Source organism: Nocardioides oleivorans (genome assembly GCF_004137255.1).
Classification (GTDB): domain Bacteria; phylum Actinomycetota; class Actinomycetes; order Propionibacteriales; family Nocardioidaceae; genus Nocardioides; species Nocardioides oleivorans.
Genome location: NZ_SDWT01000001.1, coordinates 2,187,027 through 2,207,245, shown reverse-complemented (window position 1 = coordinate 2,207,245; position 20,219 = coordinate 2,187,027). Strand labels below are relative to the sequence as shown.

Annotated in this window: 19 protein-coding genes and 1 riboswitch; of the genes, 6 read left to right on the top strand and 13 right to left on the bottom strand. The window is 73.3% G+C overall.

Features of this window, described 5'->3' with window-relative positions; all coding sequences use genetic code 11:
- Positions 1-59 precede the first annotated feature (59 nt).
- From EUA93_RS10560 to EUA93_RS10550, 3 genes are read right to left on the bottom strand one after another with little or no spacing between them, the layout of a single operon-like run.
- On the bottom strand, positions 60-968 hold the full coding sequence (locus EUA93_RS10560; protein WP_129400097.1) for a 4-(cytidine 5'-diphospho)-2-C-methyl-D-erythritol kinase: 909 nt from the start codon (positions 966-968) through the stop codon (positions 60-62).
- Positions 962-1,822, bottom strand: coding sequence for a 16S rRNA (adenine(1518)-N(6)/adenine(1519)-N(6))-dimethyltransferase RsmA (gene rsmA / locus EUA93_RS10555; protein WP_129400096.1), 861 nt, complete (start codon positions 1,820-1,822; stop codon positions 962-964). Before rsmA ends, EUA93_RS10560 begins: the two co-directional genes overlap by 7 nt.
- Positions 1,823-1,833: 11 nt before the next feature.
- Positions 1,834-3,168, bottom strand: a complete 1,335-nt coding sequence (locus EUA93_RS10550; RefSeq protein ID WP_129400095.1) for a condensation domain-containing protein — start codon at positions 3,166-3,168, stop codon at positions 1,834-1,836.
- Positions 3,169-3,250: 82 nt separating this feature from the next.
- Between EUA93_RS10550 and EUA93_RS10545 the strand changes: the two genes are divergently transcribed.
- Positions 3,251-4,048: an alpha/beta fold hydrolase gene (locus EUA93_RS10545; protein WP_242497317.1), complete on the top strand. Its 798-nt coding sequence runs from the start codon at positions 3,251-3,253 to the stop codon at positions 4,046-4,048.
- 83 nt (positions 4,049-4,131) lie between these two features.
- Here EUA93_RS10545 and EUA93_RS22230 read toward each other — a convergent pair whose 3' ends face one another.
- The 4 genes from EUA93_RS22230 to EUA93_RS10525 form a co-directional block, all read right to left on the bottom strand.
- Positions 4,132-5,262, bottom strand: a complete 1,131-nt coding sequence (locus EUA93_RS22230; protein ID WP_129400093.1) for a resuscitation-promoting factor — start codon at positions 5,260-5,262, stop codon at positions 4,132-4,134.
- Between the two features lie 239 nt (positions 5,263-5,501).
- Positions 5,502-6,407 carry a TatD family hydrolase gene (locus EUA93_RS10535; protein ID WP_129400092.1) on the bottom strand — a complete coding sequence of 302 codons (906 nt, stop codon included), beginning with the start codon at positions 6,405-6,407 and terminating at the stop codon, positions 5,502-5,504.
- Complete coding sequence (gene rsmI / locus EUA93_RS10530) at positions 6,394-7,224, bottom strand: 16S rRNA (cytidine(1402)-2'-O)-methyltransferase (RefSeq protein ID WP_129400091.1); 831 nt, start codon at positions 7,222-7,224, stop codon at positions 6,394-6,396. Before rsmI ends, EUA93_RS10535 begins: the two co-directional genes overlap by 14 nt.
- A 13-nt stretch (positions 7,225-7,237) precedes the next feature.
- Positions 7,238-8,986, bottom strand: coding sequence for a PKD domain-containing protein (locus EUA93_RS10525; protein WP_165355124.1), 1,749 nt, complete (start codon positions 8,984-8,986; stop codon positions 7,238-7,240).
- A gap of 193 nt (positions 8,987-9,179) precedes the next feature.
- Here EUA93_RS10525 and EUA93_RS10520 point away from each other — a divergent pair, with 193 nt between their 5' ends.
- Both EUA93_RS10520 and EUA93_RS10515 read left to right on the top strand, forming a co-directional pair.
- Positions 9,180-10,760, top strand: a complete 1,581-nt coding sequence (locus EUA93_RS10520; RefSeq protein ID WP_129400089.1) for a dolichyl-phosphate-mannose--protein mannosyltransferase — start codon at positions 9,180-9,182, stop codon at positions 10,758-10,760.
- A gap of 160 nt (positions 10,761-10,920) precedes the next feature.
- Positions 10,921-11,154 carry a hypothetical protein gene (locus EUA93_RS10515; protein ID WP_129400088.1) on the top strand — a complete coding sequence of 78 codons (234 nt, stop codon included), beginning with the start codon at positions 10,921-10,923 and terminating at the stop codon, positions 11,152-11,154.
- A gap of 104 nt (positions 11,155-11,258) precedes the next feature.
- Here the strand turns inward: EUA93_RS10515 and EUA93_RS10510 are convergent, their stop codons facing one another.
- Entirely contained in the window at positions 11,259-12,131 is an 873-nt protein-coding gene (locus EUA93_RS10510) for a LysR family transcriptional regulator (protein ID WP_129400087.1), read from the bottom strand.
- An 82-nt stretch (positions 12,132-12,213) separates the two neighbouring features.
- Between EUA93_RS10510 and EUA93_RS10505 the strand changes: the two genes are divergently transcribed.
- Positions 12,214-13,452, top strand: coding sequence for an MFS transporter (locus EUA93_RS10505; RefSeq protein ID WP_242497316.1), 1,239 nt, complete (start codon positions 12,214-12,216; stop codon positions 13,450-13,452).
- A 17-nt stretch (positions 13,453-13,469) separates the two neighbouring features.
- On the opposite strand, the gene EUA93_RS10500 is transcribed toward EUA93_RS10505, so the two are convergent.
- Positions 13,470-14,081, bottom strand: a complete 612-nt coding sequence (locus EUA93_RS10500) for a hypothetical protein (RefSeq protein ID WP_129400085.1) — start codon at positions 14,079-14,081, stop codon at positions 13,470-13,472.
- 44 nt (positions 14,082-14,125) lie between these two features.
- On the opposite strand from EUA93_RS10500, the gene EUA93_RS10495 reads away from it, so the two are divergent.
- Entirely contained in the window at positions 14,126-14,785 is a 660-nt protein-coding gene (locus EUA93_RS10495; protein WP_129400084.1) for a Type 1 glutamine amidotransferase-like domain-containing protein, read from the top strand.
- Complete coding sequence (locus EUA93_RS10490) at positions 14,778-15,824, top strand: alanine racemase (protein ID WP_129400083.1); 1,047 nt, start codon at positions 14,778-14,780, stop codon at positions 15,822-15,824. The genes EUA93_RS10495 and EUA93_RS10490 overlap by 8 nt, the downstream gene beginning before the upstream one ends.
- Before the next feature lie 74 nt (positions 15,825-15,898).
- Here the strand turns inward: EUA93_RS10490 and EUA93_RS10485 are convergent, their stop codons facing one another.
- From EUA93_RS10485 to EUA93_RS10470, 4 genes are read right to left on the bottom strand one after another with little or no spacing between them, the layout of a single operon-like run.
- The gene (locus EUA93_RS10485) at positions 15,899-17,008 is read right to left on the bottom strand and encodes an alcohol dehydrogenase catalytic domain-containing protein (protein ID WP_129400082.1); all 1,110 of its coding nucleotides are present in this window, start codon (positions 17,006-17,008) and stop codon (positions 15,899-15,901) included.
- Between the two features lie 54 nt (positions 17,009-17,062).
- A complete protein-coding gene (locus EUA93_RS10480; RefSeq protein ID WP_129400081.1) occupies positions 17,063-18,109 on the bottom strand; it encodes an ABC transporter substrate-binding protein in 1,047 nt (348 codons plus the stop codon).
- Positions 18,106-18,927 carry an ABC transporter ATP-binding protein gene (locus EUA93_RS10475; protein ID WP_129400080.1) on the bottom strand — a complete coding sequence of 274 codons (822 nt, stop codon included), beginning with the start codon at positions 18,925-18,927 and terminating at the stop codon, positions 18,106-18,108. Before EUA93_RS10475 ends, EUA93_RS10480 begins: the two co-directional genes overlap by 4 nt.
- Complete coding sequence (locus EUA93_RS10470) at positions 18,924-19,907, bottom strand: FecCD family ABC transporter permease (protein WP_420819077.1); 984 nt, start codon at positions 19,905-19,907, stop codon at positions 18,924-18,926. The genes EUA93_RS10475 and EUA93_RS10470 overlap by 4 nt, the downstream gene beginning before the upstream one ends.
- A 125-nt stretch (positions 19,908-20,032) precedes the next feature.
- A riboswitch (cobalamin riboswitch) is annotated at positions 20,033-20,216 on the bottom strand.
- Positions 20,217-20,219: the final 3 nt, after the last annotated feature.

Here is a 20,219-nt window from a genome sequence, read left to right as displayed (position 1 = left end):
CCGTCCTGCGCGGTTCACACCACCCGGTCCGGACCCCATGGCACGCCGGGCTGCGCGGGTCAGGAGACGACGTGCACTCCTGCGACGGGTCCCGTCGCGGTGAGTACGACGGGGTGGCCGGCGGCGGCCAGCCCGGTGCCGGTCGCGTGGGCGCCGTCGGCGGAGTCGCAGAGGAAGACGACGGTCGGGCCGGAGCCGCTGACGATGCCCCGCAACGCTCCCTCCGCCTCGCCCAGCTCGATGAGGTCGCCGAGCTCGGGCCGCAGGTCGATCGCCGGCTCCTGCAGGTCGTTGTGGAGCGCGCGGGCCACGCGCACGACCTCACCGGTCGCGAGCGCCTCGAGCAGCAGGTCCGCCGAGGCCGGGACCTCCGGGGCGTCGGGTCGCATGGCGTCGAAGTGGCGGTAGACCGCGGGAGTCGACAACCCGTCGGTGGACGGCACGGCCACCCACCACCAGGGCCCGGCGTCGTCGACCGGGCTCACGAGCTCGCCGCGACCCACGCCCCGCGCCGTACCTCCCACGAGCGAGAAGGGGACGTCGCTGCCGAGCCCGGCGGCCAGGGCGAGCAGGTCGTCGTCGCTGGTCTGGAGGTCGTGGAGGCGGTCGACGGCGAGGAGGGCGGCGGCTGCGTCGGCGGAGCCACCGGCCATCCCCCCGGCGAGCGGGATCGACTTGTCGAGCACCAGGTCGACGGGCAGCTCGCGGCCGTGATGGCGCTCCATCGCAGCGACGGCCTTGCGGATGAGGTTGTCGTCGTCGTCGGGGAGGCCGGCCAGGTCGATGTAGTCGGCGACCCGCATGGACAGCTGCACCGAGGCGGCCTCGGCGATCGCGAGGTCGTCGTAGATCGAGATCGCCTGGTAGACGGTGTCGAGCGGGTGGAAGCCGTCGTCGCGCACGCGGCCGACGCCGAGGTGCAGGTTGATCTTGGCCGGCGCCCGCACCGTGAGGTCGTGGGTCACCACGTGAGGCCCTCCGCGATCCGCGCGAAGTCGTCGACGGAGAGCACCTCGCCACGGGCGGTGGGGTCGACCCCGGCCTGCTCCAGCGCGGCCGTCGCGGCCTCGGCGGACCCGGCGAGGCCGCGTAGCGCCGCGCGGACTTGCTTGCGGCGCTGGGCGAAGGCGGCGTCGACGACGGCGAAGACCTGCTCCCGGGTGGCGGTGGTCCGCGGCGGATCGGTCCGGGTCCAGGCGACCAGCCCGGAGTCGACGTTGGGCGCCGGCCAGAAGACGTTGCGCCCGATCGCACCGGCACGCCTCACATCCGCGAACCACGCCGCCTTCACGCTGGGCACGCCGTAGGTCTTCGAGCCCGGTCCTGCGGCCAGCCGGTCGGCGACCTCGGCCTGCACCATCACCAGGCCGCGCTCGAGCGACGGCAGCAACGTGAGCAGGTGGATCAGCACGGGCACCGAGACGTTGTAGGGGAGGTTGGCTACCAGCGCGGTCGGCGGCGGTCCGGGCACCTCCTCGATGCGCATCGCGTCGGCCAGCACGACCTCGAAGTGGTCGACCTGCCCGGGGGCGTACGACGCGATGGTGGCCGGCAGCCGCTCGGCGAGGAGCGGGTCGACCTCGATCGCGATCACGCGCCGGGCAACCTCGAGGAGGGCGAGTGTCAGGGAGCCCAGGCCCGGGCCGACCTCGACCACGACGTCGTCCCCGGTGATGCCCGACTCGCGCACGATCCGGCGCACGGTGTTGGCGTCGATCACGAAGTTCTGGCCGCGCTGCTTGGTCGGCCGGAGGTCGAGCTCGGCGGCCAGCTGACGCACCTCGGCGGGCCCGAGGAGCCTCGGGCCCGGGTTGGTCGTCATGGAGCGGAAGCCTAGTCGGGCACCGGTCCCCCGGAGGAGGCGACGCGGGCCTGCAGCCGCTGGCGTACGCCGTCGAGCCAGTCGCCGACGCTGCGGCGGGCCTCGGGCGTGCCGGGGTAGCGGCAGCGCAGGTGCAGGCCGGAGGCGTTGACGACGAACCAGATCATCACGCCGTCGGTGCGGACGACGGCGGACACGTGCTGCGGCTCGAGCCCGGGAGGTACGGCGACGGGGAGCCGGCGGTTGTCGAGCCAGGAGACCGCGAAGTTGCCGGGCGTCATCGGCATCCCGCCGTAAGGGGCCATGATCGGCTCGAGCGGGTGCGAGCCGAGGACGACGGCCTCCTTGACCGCGCGGTGGCACGCGGCGGGGTCCGGCGAGGGCACCTCGATGACCGAGTTCGTGATGAACCAGCCGACCGAGTCGTGCCAGCGGTCGTCGTACCTGCTGTGCACCGGGAAGATCGCCCGCAGCGGCGCGGCCGCGCCGGAGAGGTCGTCGACGGCGGCGCACGCCTCGGCGAGGGAGACCGACAGCATGCTGGCGCCGATCCCGCGGCAGTGGCCCTCGAACGCGGCCAGCTGGTCGGTGTCGAGCACGTCGTGCACCTCGACCACCGCGGTGCGCGGCTCGCTGAGGTCGCCCAGGGGGAGCGGGAACGTCGGCATCGCCCCGTCGCCGGCGTCGAGGATCTCGCGCCAGCGGGTCACCACGTCCTCCGGCACCGGCGGGCGGGAGGAGAGCTCGTGGGTGTGGTCGGCGAAGGCGGGCGCGGGCGGCAGGTCCACCCCGGGCGGGCGGCCGCCGGCGAGGTCGGCGAGGCAGGTCGTCAGGTCGCGCACCAGCACCAGCAGCGACCAGGCGTCGACGTGCGAGTGGTCGGCGGCGATGACGACGGACGGCGGGCCGTCGGCCGGCTGCACCACGCAGAGCCGGTGCGACGGACGGGCGAACGGGGCGCACGCCTCGTCGAGGACCTCGCGCAGCCGGTCGCGGATGCCGACGCCCGGTTGGGCCGGGTGGTCGACCCAGCCGCCGCGCCGCAGCTCGATCTCGTGCAGCACCACCGAGCGGGGCGGCCGCGCGACGAACGCGGACCGCAGCGTGCCGTGCCGCTGCACGACCGCCTCCCAGGCCAGCGCGAGGGCGTCGTCGTCGACGCGCTCGGGCAGCGTGAACGCGACGGCCATCCACGACCCGCGCCGCTGGCCCTCCAGGACGTGGCGGCGCTGGTCGAAGGAGATCGGCAGCTCGCGGAGGTGGCCGACGCTGCCGCCGCGCTTCAGGACGTGGCTGCGCAGCTGCCCCTCGGGCAGGTGCACCTGGTCCACGATGGTGAGCCGCATCACGACGGAGTGTAGGCAGCCCCGGGCGGCTCCTAGGATGAGGACCCCGGCTGTCCTCCCTCCCGTCACCACCAGGAGCACCGTGCCCGTCCTCCGCCGACGCGACACCGTCCTCGACTTCGACCTGCGCGGCGACGCCGGCCCCGCCGTCGTACAGCTCCACGGGCTCACGTCGAGCCGGGCCCGCGAGGACCTGATCGCCGTCGACCTGGTGGGCGAGCTCGACGGCTGTCGCGTGCTGCGGTACGACGCCCGCGGGCACGGCCGGTCGACGGGCCCGCGGGACGCGACGGCGTACGGCTGGCCGACGCTCGCCGACGACCTCCTCGCCCTGGTGGCGCACGTGTTCCCCGGCGAGCAGGTGCACGGCGTCGGCAGCTCGATGGGCAGCGCGACGCTGCTCCACGCGGCGCCGGCCTCACCCTCGTCGTTCGCCGGCCTCACCCTCTGCATCCCGCCGACGGTGTGGGAGACACGGGTCGCCCAGGGCGCGGCCTACGAGGACTGCGCGGTGGTCGTCGAGACCCAGGGCGTCGATGCGCTCGTCGAGGCCGGGCGCGCCGCTCCGCACCCGCCGGCGGAGAACCCCGACAAGCCCGTCACGTGGCCCGACGTCGCGATCGACCTGCTGCCGACCGTCTTCCGGGGCGCGGCGCTCACCGACCTGCCCGACCGCTCGGTGCTGGCCGGGCTCGACGTGCCGGCGCTGATCCTCGCCTGGATCGAGGACCCGGCCCACCCGGTGAGCACCTCGGAGCAGCTGCACGACCTGCTGCCGCACAGCGAGCTGGTCGTCGCGCGGACCCACCCCGACGTACGGCTCTGGCCCGCGATGGTGGCCGAGCACGTCCACCGGGACGCGCCTGTAACGCCGGGTTGATGCTTGTACCCACCCCCCTGCAGCAGGGTGGGTACAACGATCAACCCGGCGTTACAGCGGTGCCAAGTACAGCGGTGCCAGGTTCAGCGAGGCAGGCCGAGCGCGGCGGCGCAGCCGGGCCAGGAGCCGTAGCCGCCGGTGGCGTCGCGGAGGCGGGTCGCCACGGCGATCTGCGTCTCGCGGGAGGCCTGGTGCGGGTAGCCCGTGCCGCCGTAGGCGCGCCACGTGCCGAGGTTGAACTGGAGTCCGCCGTAGTAGCCGTTGCCGGTGTTGATCGCCCAGTTGCCGCCGGACTCGCACTTCGCGAGGGAGTCCCACACGGTGCCGCCGTCGGCGAAGTTCGAGGTCGGCTGCTCCTTGGTGCCGACGCTGACGATCGTGGCGACGGGCTTGACCTGCACCGCGGCCCTGACCACCTTGCGGGCGACCAGCTCGCCGTTGACGAAGCGCAGCCGGTACGTCACGTTGCGGACGCCGTCGCTGCCCTCGCGCACGACCTCCTCCTCGCCCTCGTACATGTCGGGGTCCTCGCGCTCCACGACGGGCGCGTCGACGACCTCGCGCGCCACCCGCTTGGTGGCGATGCGGATCTGCTTGAGGACGACCTTGTCGCCGTCGGCGATCTCGGTGTCGAGTGCGGGGCTGACCTTGTCGTGCTTGCCGACCTCGATGCCCATCGAGGTGAGCACGTCGGCGACGGTGAGCGCGGCGACCTTCTTCTCCTCGACGGCCCGCGCGCCGAGCTTGATGCGGAGCACCTTCGGGGTGACGACGTCGAGCGAGAGGCCGCTGCGGCCGATCGAGGCGCTGCGGCTCGTGGACAGGTCCGCGCCGTCGAAGCGGCGGCCGATCTCGCCGAGCGCACTGGCGACGCTGGTGGAGTTGACCCAGTAGGTCTCGGAGTCGCCGTCGACGGAGATCTCCAGCGGGCGCCCGAACTGGACGGCGATGGCCGACCCGTCGGTCACGGTCTCATCGATCGCGGGGGCGACCAGGTCCTTGTCGGTGACCTCGACGCCCTCGGCGGCGAGCACGTCGCCGACGGTGCTGCCGATGGCGGAGACCTGGGTCGTCCGCCCGTCGAGCGTGAGGGTCACGTCCTTGCTGAGGGCTGCGTAGCCCACCGTCGTTCCAGCGACGGCTGCCACGACGACCGCCGAGAGGGCGGCCAGGACTGCCTTGGACCTGCTGAGCTGTGCGAATCGAGAGCGCACGGTTCTCCGAACGTCGTACTTCCCGGGCCTCGGGCGGCAGCACCCCCCGACCAGCCTGCGCAGCGCCTCGGTGGAGCAGGGTGAGGCGGTACGACGTGCGAGCGGGGGTCTCGCAGGACCGGCCCGATCCGGTCCCGTGCTGCCGTGAATCGCTCCCGATCCCGGCCAACAATCACAAGACGATAACGACGAGTGCCGGTGTCGCAAACTCGAACGACGAAAATCGTCGTCGGAATTGCCTACCAGGAGCCACCGAAGGCGGTCTCCGTGGTCGCGTCGATCGTCCGGCAGAGGGTCTCCAGGTCGGCCCCGAGGACGTCGGCCATCGCCCGGACGGTGACCGGGACGAGGTAGGAGGCGTTGGGGCGGCCGCGGTAGGGCGTGGGCGTCAGGTAGGGCGCGTCGGTCTCCACCAGCACCCGGTCGACCGGCGTGATCGCGAGCGCGTCCCGCAACGGCTGCGCGTTCTTGAAGGTGACGGTCCCGGCGAAGCTGAGGAAGGCCCCGCGGTCCAGGCACCTGCGTGCGAAGTCGGCGTCGCCGGAGAAGCAGTGCATCACCCAGCGCTCGGGCGCCCCTTCCTCGTCGATGACCCGGAGCACGTCGTCGTGGGCCTCGCGGTCGTGGATCACCAGCGTCTTGTCGAGCCGCTTGGCGATGTCGACGTGCCGGCGGAAGCTCTCCTCCTGCACGGCCCGGCCGTCGTCGCCGGTCCGGAAGGTGTCGAGCCCGGTCTCCCCCACGGCGCGCACCTTGTCGTGGGCCTGCGCCAACCGCTCGATCTCCTCGAGCGCGGCCTCGAGGTCGCCGGTCGCGGCCAGGCGCGGGGCCTCGTTGGGGTGCAGCGCGACGCCTGCGACGAGCGCCTCGTGGTCGGCGGCCGCCTGCACGGCCCACCGCGCGCCGGGCAGGTCGCAGCCGATCTGCACGATGCGTCGTACGCCGACCTCCGCAGCCGCGGCGATCGCGTCCTCGGTCGTGATCCAGTCGCCGTCGGCGATGTCGAGGTGGCAGTGGTTGTCGACCACCGGGTGCGGCAGCGGCTCCGGCGCCGGCGGGCGCTCGCGGTCGCGGCGGGCACCCGACCGCTCCTCCGTGGCGGCACGCGAGCGGGTCGGCCCGGGGTCGGGGTCAGCGGTGGACAACGTCGTACACCTCCCGCTTGGGCAGGCCGGCGCGCTTGGCGACCTCGGCGATCGCCTCCTTGCGGGTCGATCCGGACTCCTCCAGCGCGGTGACGGCGGCGCGGAGCGAGCCGGGGTCGGTATCGACGGCCGGGCCGCCGCTGGAGCCTTCGACGACGATCGTCACCTCGCCGCGCACGCCCTCCTTGGCCCACGCCACGAGCTCGCCGAGCGGGCCGCGGCGCACCTCCTCGTGGGTCTTGGTGAGCTCGCGGCACACCGCGGCGGGCCGGTCGTCGCCGAGCGCGTCGGCCATCGCGGTGAGCGCGGCCTCGGTGCGGTGGGGCGCCTCGAAGAAGACCATCGTCCGCTCCTCGGTGGCGAGCGCGGCGAGCCGGCGTCCGCGCTCCCCCGCCTTGCGCGGCAGGAACCCCTCGAAGCAGAACCGGTCGACCGGGAGGCCGCTGACGGCGAGCGCGGTGAGCACGGCGCTGGGGCCGGGAACGGCGGTGACGCGTACGTCGTGCTCGACCGCGGCGGCCACCAGCCGGTAGCCCGGGTCGGAGACGCTCGGCATCCCGGCGTCGGTCACGAGCACGACCCGCTCGCCGGCGAGGAGAGCCTCGAGCAGCACCGGGGTGCGCGCCTGCTCGTTGCCCTCGAAGTAGGACACGACGCGGCCGGACAGCGTGATCCCGACGTCGGCGCAGAGCCGCTTGAGCCGCCGGGTGTCCTCGGCGGCGACGACGTCGGCCCCCGACAGCTCGGCCGCGAGCCGCGGCGGCGCGTCTCCGGCCTGACCGATCGGGGTGCCCGCGAGGACCAGGACGCCAGACATGCGACCGATCATGTCAGGGGCGTCGCACCACCCTGAACCACCAGGTCTTCGACGCCTTGTTGCCGGCCGCGTCGCGGACCACGAGGCGGACGACGTGGCGCCCGGGCGCGAGTGCCTTCGACGGCCGCCACGTCACGAGCCCGCGCTTCGCGTCGTACTTAGTGCCGGTGGCCTTCCGGCCGTCGACGCGGAGCACGACGTCCTTCTTCCGCACCGTGGAGTCGCGGTCGCGCACGCGCACCTTGATCGTCGGGCGAGCCTCGGACGACGACCCGCGCGGCCCGAACGTCGAGATCCGCGGCGGGGTGCGATCGACAGTCGGCGGCAGCGTCGGCACGGTCGGCGGGGCACCGCCGCCGACGACGACCTGCACGCTGTCGCTCACCGACGTGTGGCCGGCGTGGGGCCCCGAGCCGTGCGTGACCGTCACGGTCGCGGTGTAGGTGCCGGGCTGCGCGTAGGTGTGGTCGGGGTCGGCGCCGGTCGCGGTGGTGCCGTCGCCGAAGCTCCAGACGTAGACGAGGTCGGAGGTGCTGGGCGCGAGGTCGGCGCAGGCGAGTCGACGCGAGGCGTCGGCCGGGTCGTGGACCACGAGCGAGACGGCCTTCGTGCCGGCCCGCACCGGCTTGGTGACCCCGACCAGCCCGCTCGCACCGCTGGCGTCGGTCGTGAAGAGCGGCCAGATCTCGTTGACCTCGGCGAACGGCTGCGTCTCGTCGAAGCGGAAGTGCACGCCGCCGTTGCCGGTGCCGCACGGCTGCTCGTGCACGTGCACCTGGTCGTAGGTCGTGCTCGCCTTCGCGCCGGTCACGCTCAGCGAGGTGTACGTCGACCCGCGACGGCGCACCATGGTCGCCTCGCCGGCCAGGGGGCCGTCCGCGGCGGTCCAGGCGGCGAAGGGCGCGAGCAGGCCGTGGGTGGTCACCTGCGTGGAGAACGCGGCGGTGAGCGACGCGCCGCCGGTGGCGAGGGCGTCGATGTCGGGCAGCGCTCCGTCGGCCGGGGGCTCGGTCGTGCCGCCGCCGGCCGCGACGGTGACCGGGAAGTCCTGGGCGTAGAGGCCACCGCGCCCGTCGCTCACCCGCAGCCGGACGACGTACTGGCCCGGGGCGGAGTAGTCGTGCATGGCGTGGTTCGTGGTGGCGCGGGCACCGCCGGCACCGAAGTCCCACGAGTAGCTCAGCGGGTCACCCTCGGCGTCGGTGGCGTTGGCGGTCGCGTGGAGGACGTTGGGGGTGACGCTGTCGAGCCCGACGACCGGGCTCGCGGTCGGCGCGGTGTTGCTCGCGTCGTCGGTGACGATGACCGTGCCCTCCATCATCCCGGCGTGCAGCGTGCACTCGTAGTTGTAGGTGCCGGCCTGGGTGAAGGTGTGGGAGAGGGTCTTGGCGCCGTCGGCCGGCACCCACGACTGGTGGAAGTCCCAGTCCCGGTCCCACGGGTCGACCTTGGGCTTCGACTTGAGGTCGTGCGCCTGGTTGGCCTGGTCGAACTCCCACACGACGGTGTCGCCGACCGCGATCGTGACGATGTTCCTGCCCGTGTCGACCGACTCCCAGCGGTTGAGCCCGGACGTCCCGGCGGCCGGGTCGATCGCGTCGACGACCCAGGTGCGACCCGCGGCCGCGGCACCCGTCGAGCCCGTCGAGGCCGTCGCAGCGACCCACGCCCCGGGCAGGACCGCGCAGAGGAGTGCGAGCACGGTGAGGACGGTGCGCGCCCTCGACGTCGTACGTGCGGCGGACCGGGCGTCGCGTGGCATGGAAACCTCTCGTCGGGGCGACCTGTCGAACGGAGTTCGCATGTCTGAATCGGTGCGACGAGTCTGCGATGTGGCCAGCGTCACGTCAAGGCCGCACCGCCCGACGTGGACAGCTCGCCGAGCCGATCCCCCGACGCCGCAGGGGACCGCGCGGGGCGGTCGACGAGGGTGCGGCTCTGGTTAGAGTTCCCGCGTGACTCCGACTGCCACCGAGCGGAACCGTCCGCGTTGGCGCTCGGAGGACCCGGCCCTCGGCTGGGTCGGCGCGATCTGCCTGGCCGCGCTGGCGTTCTTCCTGCGCCGCTGGCACCTCGGCACGCCGCACCAGTTCTCCTTCGACGAGACCTACTACGCCAAGGACGCCTGGTCGCTGCTCAACCACGGCTACGTGCTGAAGTACGTCGACGACGCCGACAAGACGATCCTCAACGGCAACGTCCTGGGGCTGTGGCAGGACGACCCGTCGATGATCGTCCACCCCGAGGTCGGCAAGTGGCTGATCGCGCTCGGCATCAAGGCCTGGGGCATGGACCCCACGGGCTGGCGGATGGCCTCGGCGATCGTCGGCTCGCTGATGGTGCTGGTGATGTGCCGCTTCGTGCGGCGGGTCACCGGCTCGACCGTGCTCGGCCTGGTCGCCGGCCTGCTGCTGAGCATCGACGGGCTCCAGCTCGTGCTGTCCCGCCTCGCGCTCCTCGACATCTTCCTGGCCTTCTTCATCCTCTGCGGCGTGCACTGCGTCGTCGCCGACCGGCAGTGGCTGCGCGACCGCCTCGCGTCCGGGCGGCACGGCCGGGCGCTGGGCCTGTGGCGGCCGTGGCTGCTCCTCGGCGGGATCATGTTCGGCCTCGCGTGCGGCACGAAGTGGTCGGCGGCCTACACGCTCGCCGTCTTCGGCCTGCTCGCCTGGCTGTGGAGCGCGGGCGCGCGCCGGGCCTTCGGCCAGAAGCGGCCACTGCTCCGCTCGATCTTCCTCGACGGCGCCCCGGCGTTCCTCGCGCTCGTCGGCGTCGCCCTAGTGACGTACGTCGTCTCGTGGACCGGCTGGCTCATCCACGCCGACGCCTACGAGCAGACGCTCAGCAACACGCAGTACACGACGTACGGCGGCGGCGAGCAGTGGCCGACGGCGACCGAGCCGGACGCGGAGGGCCTCGGCGAGGTCACCCAGTCGCTGAGGTCGCTGTGGCACTACCACCACGACGTCTACGCGTTCCACAGCCACTTCCTCAACGACTCGACCCACATCTACGCCTCCAAGCCGTCGACCTGGCTGCTCATGGGCCGCCCCGTGGGGGTCGACGCGCAGACCGACATCCAGCCCGGCTCGCAGGGCTGCGACGCCCCCAGCGGCTCGACCTGCATCCGGCAGATCCTGCTGCTCGGCAACCCGGTGATCTGGTGGGGCGGGTGCCTGGCGATGATCGCCTCGCTCCTGCTGTGGATCGGCGCGCGCGACTGGCGGCACGGCATCGCGGTGGTCGGACTGGCCAGCACGTGGCTGCCGTGGTTCCTCTACGACGACCGGCCGATCTTCTTCTTCTACGCGATCGCCTGCCTGCCGTTCATGGTGCTCTCGATCGCACTCGCGATGGGTCACCTGATCGGCACCTCCGACGTGCCCACCCCTCGTCGTACGTTCGGTGTGGTCGTCGCCGGGAGCTACACCGTGCTCGCCCTGATCGCCTTCGCGTGGTTCTGGCCGATCTGGACCGACGTGCTGCTCACGAAGTCGGAGTGGGACGCGCGGATCTGGTTCCGTCGCTGGATCTGACCTGCGGAAAGCACCTGTCAATTTCGGGCAAGCCAGCACGATCTTCCGAGTTTTCATCAAGATGACCCGGAATTCGCATCTCGGCCATTTCGCTGCGCGCGCCCGCGGCGCACCATGAGCAGGACAGACCGCTCGGGCCGAGCACAGTGAGGGGTGCGCGATGGGTTCCACGATGCTGCACATCTGCCTGGAGACCGAGGGGGCTCCGGCGGCCGACGGCGAGCACGAGGTCGGCGAGCGCTGGATCTGCGAGTGCGGCGGCAACTTCGTCTACCGCGAGGGCTTCAACGCCGCCCGCCCGTCCTTCTCGACCATGGGCTGGTGGCCCGCGCCGGCGATCCCGCGCCCGCGCAGCGCGATCGGCAACCTGATCCTCGGGCCCCGCAAGGGCTGACCCGCCGCCGGTCCACGCGACCGGCACCCAGACCGACAGGCCCCGTCCGGCCCCATACCGGACGGGGCCGTCGTCGTCCCGTGGCCGGCACGGGTCGGCGTACGTCAGTCGTCCCACGTGCGGGCGCGGACGAAGTCGACGAACCGCTCGGCCGGGGGCGCGAGCGGGCGGTCGGTGCGCCAGGAGAGGCCGATCGTGCGCGTCGCACCCGCCGAGGAGAGGGCGAGCCCGACCGAGCCCGACTGGCCGGCGAACGCCTCGGGCACGACCGCGACCCCGAGCCCGGCGGAGACCAGCCCCTCGATCGTCGCGAGGTCGGCGCTCTCGAAGGAGATCCGCGGCACGACACCGACCTCGGCGAACAGCGCCTGCACGATCACGCTGTGGGCGTAGCCCACCGGAGTGGTGACGAGCTCGTCGTCGGCCAGCTCGGCCAGGTCGACCCGCTTGCGGCCGCGGAGCCGGTGGGTCGGCGGCACCACGACGACCAGGCGCTCGCGTCGCACCGGCAGCCAGGCGAGGTCGTCGGAGCGGTCCATCGTGAGGCCGAGCTCGACCGTGCCCCGGTCGAGGTCGCGGCGGATCTCGTGCGCCGGCTCCTGGCTCAATGCCACCTTCAGCCCCGGGGCCTCCGCGTGGAACGCGCGCAGCAACCGGGGCACGAGGGTGGTGGCCATCGAGTCGAGGAAGGCCAGCCGGACGAGCCCGGTGTCGGGGTCGACGCGGTTGGCGAGCGTCGCGCGCAGCAGGTCGTGTCGGGCCACGAGGTCGTGCGCGGCCTCGAGCACCAGCTCGCCGTCGGCGGTCGGGGCGACGCCGGTGGGCAGCCGCTCGAAGATCCGCACGCCCAGCTCGTCCTCCAGCCGGCCGAGTGCTCGCGACAGCGTCGGCTGGCTCGTCCCGAGCGCCGAGGCCGCCTCGGTGACGTGGCCGAGCTCGCCGACCTGCAGCAGCCACTCGAGGTCGCGCACCAGCATGGGAGCATCATACGCCGGACGTATGCAAATCAGACGGGGTCGACATTGGACGCATGTGTCCGAGAGGTCGCACCATCGTCCGGTGACCACGACCGCCCACTCGTCCGACCTCGGGGAGACCACCCACCTCCCGGGCAGCGCCGGCTACCGCCGCGTGATGGTCGCGATGTTCCTCGCCGGGATGGCCACCTTCGTCGTGCTGTACGACGTCCAGGCACTGCTGCCGGACCTGGCCCGCGCCTACGCGGTGACGCCGGCGCGCGCGACGCTCGCGCTCTCCCTGACCACCGCGGCCCTGGCCGTCGCGCTCCTCGTCGCCGGTCCGGTCTCCGAGGTCGTCGGCCGCACCCGGCTGATCCACCTCTCCCTCTGGTCGGCCTCCGTCGTGGCCCTGGCCTGCGCGGTCGCACCGTCGTGGGAGTGGCTGCTGGCGCTGCGGACCCTGCAGGGCATCACGCTCGCCGGGCTGCCGGCGGTCGCGACGGCGTACCTCCGCGAGGAGCTGCACCACTCCGCGCACGGGCGGGCGTTCGGCCTCTACATCGGCGGCACCGCGCTCGGCGGGATGGCCGGCCGCATCGTGACGGCGCCGGTCGCCGACGTCGCCGGCTGGCGCTGGGGCCTCGCCGCCGCCGGCACCTTCGCCCTCGTGTGCGCCGCTCTCGTGGCCTGGCTCCTGCCGGCCTCGCGCCACTTCTCCCCCCGCTCGGCGGGGTTCGGCAGCGTGCTGACCGGCGCACGCGACGCGATGCGCGACCGAGCGCTCGTCGCGCTCTACGTGCTCGGCGGCTGCGGCATCGGCACGATGGTGGCGGTCTTCAACGGTCTGGGCTTCCGGCTGAGCGAGGCGCCCTACTCGCTGTCGGTCGGAGCCGTCAGCCTGGTCTACCTCGTCTACGCGCTCGGCAGCCTCAGCTCGGCGACGTCCGGCCGGGTGGCCGACCGGATCGGCCGTCGCGCGACCATCCCGGTCGGCTGCGCCTTCGCGCTCGGCGGCGTCTGGCTGACCCTCAGCGGGTCGCTGCCCTTCGTCGTGCTCGGCATGGCGGCGCTCACGATCGGCTTCTTCTGCATCCACGGCCTGGCCAGCGGCTGGGTGACCTCGCGCGCGCACCTCGCCGGGGTCAGCACCGGGCAGGCGGCGTCGTTCTACCTCTTCGCCTACTACGTCGGCGCCTCGGTGTTCGGCAACCTCGGCGCCGTCGCGTGGAGCCACGCCGGCTGGGACGGGGTGGTCGCCCTGGCCTCGGTCCTGCTGCTCACGGTCTGCGCGATGGTCGTCGTGCTGCGCCGTACGCCCGCACTCGTGCAGCCGACCTGACCCTCACCTGACCCGGCTCACCACGACCCGGGGAAGCGGGACGACCCCGCGATCGCCAGCAGGCTGAAGACCAGCGCGACACCGGTCGCGATCAGCAGCGTCTGGCCCACGTGCCGGCGGCTCGGGACGGCGAGCAGGCCCAGCCCGACTAGCAGCGCGAGCAGCGGCAGCACCCACACCGGCACGACGGCCGACAGCAGCCCCGCGACGAGGGCGAGGCCGATCCCGATGGCCGCCGCGCGCCCGAGAGGCACCGGACGGCTTCCCCGCCGCAGGCCCACCTCGGTCACCGGCCCGGACTCCGGCAGCTGGTCGGGCGCGAGGACGCGCAGCAGCAGGGTGATCGTGGCCGGGTCGGCCACCACGACGACGTCGCGGAACCGGTCGACGACCGCGTGCTGTCGCACGAGCTCGTCGAGACGGTGGCCGCGGTCGACGTCGGGGAACCGCACGGGCGCGAGCACGACCTCGGGGCGCGCGTCACGGCCCAGCGCCCGGACCACCCGCTTCGCCTCACCGGTCGGGGCGGTGAGCACGACCGTCGTGGAGCCGAGGCGACCGCGCACGCGCGACAGGTCGCCGTCGGTCGCCTGCGTGCTGACCACGAGGATCCGTTGGTAGTCGGTCACGTGCTGACCGTAGTCCGGGCGCCGACTCTGCGACGATGCTGGGCATGAAGCTCCTGCTCACCTCCGGCGGCGTCACCAACGCCAGCATCAGGTCCGCGCTGGTCGGGCTGCTCGGCAAGCCGATCGAGGAGTCGACGGCGCTCGGCATCCCCACGGCGCAGTGGGGCCACCCGATGTGCGGGCCGGCGTCGCTGCGCCGGTTCGTGGCCGACGGGACTCCCCCGACCATGACCGGCCTGGGCTGGAGGTCCGTCGGGATGCTCGAGCTCACCGCGCTCCCGACGATCGCCCGCGAGCGCTGGGAGCCCTGGGTCCGGGAGGCCGACGTGCTGCTCGTCGACGGCGGCGAGGCGACGTACCTCGCCCACTGGATGCGCGAGTCCGGCGTCCTGGACCTGCTGCCCGAGCTGGACGACACGGTCTGGGTCGGCGTCAGCGCCGGGAGCATGGTGCTGACGCCGCGGATCGGCGACCTGTTCGTCGAGTGGGAGGCCGCTCAGGGCGACCGGACGCTCGGCCTGGTCGACTTCTCGATCTTCCCGCACGTCGGCCTGTTCCCGGGCAACACCTTCGAGATCGCCGAGGAGTGGGCCGCCGGCCTCGGCAACCCGGCCTACGCCCTCGACGAGCAGTCGGCCGTCGTCGTCGACGGCGACCGGGTCGAGGTCGTCTCCGAGGGCGAGTGGCGGCACCTCGGTGGCTGACCGCGCCACGCCGTACCTCCGGGTCGACGTCGCCCGCCTGCGGGCCAACGTCGAGCGCGCGGCGACCTCGGCCGCCGAGGTCGGCGTCGTCCTCCGGCCGCACGCCAAGACCCACAAGTCCGCGGACATCGCCCGGCTCCAGCTGGCGTCGGGCGCCGTCGGGCTGACGGTCGCGACCGTCGGCGAGGCCGAGGCGTTCGCGGCGAGCGGCTGCACGGACCTGTTCATCGCCTATCCCCTGTGGTTGACCGACGCACTCGCGGCGCGGCTCCGGACGCTCGCGGGGTCCGGCACCCGGATCGCGATCGGGGTCGACTCGGTGGACGGCGCGCGGAGGGCCGCGTCCCGGCTCGCCGGCAGCGGCGTCGAGGTCGTCGTCGAGGTCGACTCGGGCCACCACCGCAGCGGCGCCGAACCGGCGTCCGCCGGCGAGGTCGCGCTCGCCGCCGCTCCCGTGGCGGTGCGCGGCGTGTTCACCTTCCCCGGACACTCCTACTCGCTCGACGGGCGCGCCGCGGCGGCCCGCGACGAGGCAGGCGCCCTCGCCACGGCGCGTACGTCGCTCGCGTCGGCAGGCGTCGCCGCGCAGGTCGTCAGCGGCGGGTCGACCCCGTCGCTCGAGCACGCCGACACCTCGGTGCTGACCGAGGTGCGGCCCGGCGTCTACGTCTTCGGCGACGCGCAGCAGTGGGAGCTCGGCGCGATGCCGTCCGACGACATCGCGCTGACGGCGGTGGCCACGGTCGTCAGCCACGCGGGCGGCCGCGCCGTGCTCGACGCCGGATCCAAGGTGCTCGGCGCGGACCGGGCGGCGTACGCCACCGGGTCCGGCCGGCTGCTCGACCACCCCGACGCGCGGATCGTCCAGCTCTCCGAGCACCACGCGGTCGCCGAGCTGCCCGGCCCGCTGCCCGCCCTCGGGAGCCGGGTGCTGGTCGTGCCGAACCACTGCTGCACCGCGGTCAACCTCGCCGACGAGCTGTGGCCGACCGGCCACGACACCCCATGGCCCGTGACGGCGCGGGGTCGCAACGCCTGACCCGCTCAGACATGACCCCCGATACCTGAGGACGGGGTGTACGAGTCCAGGGCCGGACGACGTACGCCACGTCCTCAGATGTCGGGGAAGGTGATGACCTGACGGAGGGCCCGGCCGTCGGCGAGGTCGTCCATGCCCTGGTTGACGTCGGCGAGCGCGATCGTCGAGGTGATGAGCTTCTCGACCGGGAGCCTGCCCGCCCGCCACAGCTCCACGAACGCCGGGATGTCGCGCGCAGGCACGGCCGAGCCGAGGTAGCTGCCGATGATCGAGCGGCCGCCGGCGACGAGCCGTAGCGGCGAGATGGTGGCCATCGGGGCTGCGGGTGGCAGGCCGACGGTGACCGTACGACCTCCCGGACCGGTGACGTCGACCGCGGTCTCGAAGGCGCGGACGTTGCCCGCCGCCTCGACGACGACGTCGGCGGCGAGACCGGACTCGACCGCCTCGGCCGGCGTGAGGGCACGGTGCGCGCCGAGAGCACGGGCCACGTCGAGCTTGTCGGCCGCGGCGTCGATGCCGACCACCGTGACGTCGTCGACGGAGAGCGCCGTCAGCAGCGCGGCCATGCCGACACCGCCGAGTCCGACCACCGCGACCGTGTCGCCGGGCCGCGGACGCCCCGCGTTGAGCACGGCGCCCCCACCGGTGAGGACCGCGCAGCCCAGCACCGCCGCGATCGCGGGAGGTACGTCGTCGCCGACCGGCACCACGGATCGCTCGTCGACGACCGCACGGGTCGCGAAGCCGGAGACACCGAGGTGGTGGCTGACGGTCTCGCCACCGCGCGAGATCCGCGACCCTCCACCGACCAGGTGCCCTGCCTCGTTGCTCGCGCTGCCGACGACGCATGGCCTGATGCCGTCGGTCCGGCAGCCCTCGCACTCGCCGCAGCGGGGCAGGAAGGTCATCACGACGCGCTGGCCGACGTCGAGCGCGCTGTCCGGGCCGACCGCCTCGACGCGACCGCACGCCTCGTGCCCGAGCAGCATCGGCACCGGGCGCGGGCGGTTGCCGTCGACGACCGACAGGTCGCTGTGGCAGATCCCGGCCGCCTCCATCCGCACAAGAACCTCACGTCCCACCGGCGGGTCGAGGTCGAGCTCCCCGACAGTGAGCGGCGTGCTGCTGGCGTAGGGCCTCTCGGCTCCGAGCACCTCGAGGACGGCGGCGGTGATCTTCACCCCGCCGACCCTAGGGGGTGGCGCACGCAGGAGCGTCCGGGTGCCTGGTCGCCGTCACGCGGTCGGCACGAGCTCCCACTCCTCGAGCGCGGCGCGCACCTGCTCGGCGGCGTCGATGTTGAGCGGGCCGCTGGTCCACATCGCGTAGGGCAGGTTGAGGAACCTCTCCTCCTCGACGGCGGGCAGGTCCCTGGTGGCCGGGTTGGCCTTCAGGACGGCAACCTTCTGCTCGAAGGTCTGGCCGGGGTAGTCGACGAAGACGAACGCCTCGGGCCGCGAGGCGGCGAGCCGCTCCCAGGAGACCTCGGTCCAGGTGTCCTCGAGGTCGGACATGGCGTTGACTCCGCCGCCGGCCTCGATGACCGCCTGGGGCGCGCCGAAGGCACCGGACGTGAAGACGGCCTTCTCGCCGCTGTCGAACACGAAGACGACCGGGTCCTCCTCGGCGCGCGGCGACGCGTCGAGCGCGTCGAGGCGGGCGTCGAAGTCGGCGACGACCTCCGTCGCCCTGTCCTGCGTGCCGGTGATGGCGCCGAGGTTGGTCATGTCCTCGCGCAGCGCGGTCCAGGGGTCGACGATGCCGCGGGCGTCGCTGCCGTCCTGGCGGCACGACTCGGTGAGGACGTACGCCGCGATGTCGCGCTGGGCGAGGCTGTCGGGGGTGAGCTGCTTGGTCTCGTCGTAGCCGTAGTTCCAGCCGGCGACCATGACGTCGGGCCGCGCGGCGATGACCGTCTCGAGGCTCGGGTAGTCGTCGGAGACCTGGTTGAGCCCGGCCACCGCGTCGCCGTAGTGCTCGGTGAGGACCTCCTGGTCGCGACCGATGCTGGACACCGCCGCCACCTGGTCCTCGGCGCCGAGGGCGAGCACCATCGAGATCAGGTTGCTGTCGTTGACGAAGAGGTCCTGCGCGGGCGTCGGGAACTCGACGTCGGTCCCGCAGTTGGACACCGACACGGTCGAGGCGTCCGCCGAGGACCCGGCCCCGGAGGACGAGCCGTCCTCATCGCCCGAGGAGCCGCAGCCGGCGAGGAGGAGGACCGACACGGCTGCGAGGACGCTGCCACCGGTCCGGGCGTGGTGGCTGGTGGTGCTTCTCATGGGTGCTGCTCCCTTTCATCGTGGCTGAACAGCAGGTGGGTCCTGCCGGTGAGGGGGTGGGTGACGCGGGTGGCGAGCACGCCGAACGCGTCGTGGAGGACGTGGGGCACGAGCACCTCGTCCGGGGTGCCGCAGGCGAAGACGCCGCCGTCGTGGAGCACGGCGATCCGGTCGCAGAAGGTCGCGGCGAGGTCGAGGTCGTGGATCGCGACCACGACGGTCTTCCCGAGTGACCGCACGAGCCGCATCAGGTCGAGCTGGTGGCGGATGTCGAGGTGGTTGGTGGGCTCGTCCAGCAGCAGCAGCGGTGCCCCCTGGGCCAGGCCCCGGGCGATCACCGCGCGACGGCGCTCGCCGCCCGAGAGCCGGTCGAGCGGCTGCTGGGCGGAGTGCTCCAGGTCGACAAGGCGCAGGGCCTCCTCGACCGCGGCTCGCGACTCGTCGTCCATCCCGCCGGACGCACGCAGGTGCGGCACTCGCCCGAGCGCGACCATCTCGACCACCAGCAGGTCGGCCGGGGCGGCTTCCTCCTGGGCGACGAACGCGATGCGTCGGGCGCGCTCACGCGACCGCATCGAGGAGAGCGGCACGCCGTCGAGGACGACCTCGCCCCTCGCGGCCGGACGTACGCCGGCGAGCGCCCGGAGCAGGGTCGACTTGCCGCTGCCGTTGGCGCCGACCAGCCCGAGCACCTCCCCCGGACGCACCTCGAGGTCGACCCCCGCCAGGATCGTGCGGCGGCCGATGGCGCACGAGACGTCACGCACCTCGAGGGCGGTCTTCGCCGCTGTCGGCGCAGCGACGTCGGCGGTGGTCATGACTCGCCTCCGAACCGGTAGGCCCGACGGCCCAGCAGCAGCAGGAAGATCGGGGCGCCGATCAGCCCGGTGACCACGCTCAGGGGGATCTCGGTCGGGCGTACGGCGACCCGGGTGATCACGTCGACCCACACCAGGAACAGCCCGCCCGCGAGCGCCGCCACCGGCAGGCTGGCGCGGTGTCGCGGGCCGACGAGGAGGCGCGAGAGGTGGGGCAGGACGAGACCGACGAACCCGATGCCCCCGGCGACCGCGACCAGGACGCCGACGAGCACGGAGAGCAGGACGAACAGTGCGATGCGCAGGGCGGGGACCGGGACACCGAGCGCAGCCGCCGTCTCGGGTCCGACCGCGAGGGCGTCGAGCCACCCGCTCGCCGACATCAGCAGCGCGAAGCAGGCGACCACCGTCACCAGCGGCAGCCACAGCTGGGCCCACGTGGTGCCCGACAGCGAGCCGAGGAGCCAGAACAGCACGGACTGCGCAGCCTGCGGCTCGGAGCTCTTGAACACCATGAAGCTGGCGATCGAGGAGAACGCAGCCGACAGCACCGTCCCGGTGAGCACCAGGCGCAGCGGCGTCAGACCGCCCTGGAGCAGGGCGATGCCGAACACGATCGCGGAGGCCGCCAGCGCGCCGAGGAGCGCACCGACCGACAGCGCCCACGTCCCGGCGCCCGAGAGCACGCCGAGGGTGATGACGGCCGTGGCACCGACGCTCGCGCCCGAGGAGACACCCAGGAGGTACGGGTCGGCCAGGGGGTTGCGGACGAGCGTCTGGATGCCGGCCCCGGCGACCGCGAGGCCCGCACCGACCACGAACCCGAGCAGGGTCCGCGGCAGCCGGAGCTCCCACACGATCGCGTCGTACGCCGGGTCCCGCGGGCCGTCGCCGAAGCGGGCCGCCAGCGCCTCGACGACGACGCCGACCGGAAGCGGCTCGGCACCGAAGCCGGTCGAGACCACCGCCGTGACCAGGATCGCCGGGACGAGGACGACGAGCGCGACCGGGACGGGGACACGCCTCGGGGCGCGGCGCGGGGGCGCAGCACGGAGCTGGTGCAAAGGGGGGCCTGCCGGTGTCGGGAGCTCAGATCGCGAAGCTCGTGTGATGGACCGAACCAGCAGGTTTTCGGACTCGGGGTCAACCGGACGAAGCGCCTTCCCAGACCTCTCGGTCCAGTGGCTGTGTGCTTCGCCCGTCGCCTCTTACCGCTGCGCGACAGTTCCGGATTCTCACCGGATTCCCTCACCCGACGTGCGGGTGTGACTGGCTCGCGGTCAATCTACACA

What these genes read in the sequence shown, in the direction of transcription:
- EUA93_RS10495 (WP_129400084.1), top strand. Translation starts at nt 14,126, where the DNA reads ATGAAGCTCCTGCTCACCTCCGGCGGCGTCACCAACGCCAGCATCAGG.
- EUA93_RS10550 (WP_129400095.1), bottom strand. Translation starts at nt 3,168, where the DNA reads ATGCGGCTCACCATCGTGGACCAGGTGCACCTGCCCGAGGGGCAGCTG.
- EUA93_RS10475 (WP_129400080.1), bottom strand. Translation starts at nt 18,927, where the DNA reads ATGACCACCGCCGACGTCGCTGCGCCGACAGCGGCGAAGACCGCCCTC.
- rsmI (WP_129400091.1), bottom strand. Translation starts at nt 7,224, where the DNA reads ATGTCTGGCGTCCTGGTCCTCGCGGGCACCCCGATCGGTCAGGCCGGA.
- EUA93_RS10515 (WP_129400088.1), top strand. Translation starts at nt 10,921, where the DNA reads ATGGGTTCCACGATGCTGCACATCTGCCTGGAGACCGAGGGGGCTCCG.
- EUA93_RS10510 (WP_129400087.1), bottom strand. Translation starts at nt 12,131, where the DNA reads ATGCTGGTGCGCGACCTCGAGTGGCTGCTGCAGGTCGGCGAGCTCGGC.
- EUA93_RS10525 (WP_165355124.1), bottom strand. Translation starts at nt 8,986, where the DNA reads ATGCCACGCGACGCCCGGTCCGCCGCACGTACGACGTCGAGGGCGCGC.
- rsmA (WP_129400096.1), bottom strand. Translation starts at nt 1,822, where the DNA reads ATGACGACCAACCCGGGCCCGAGGCTCCTCGGGCCCGCCGAGGTGCGT.
- EUA93_RS10480 (WP_129400081.1), bottom strand. Translation starts at nt 18,109, where the DNA reads ATGAGAAGCACCACCAGCCACCACGCCCGGACCGGTGGCAGCGTCCTC.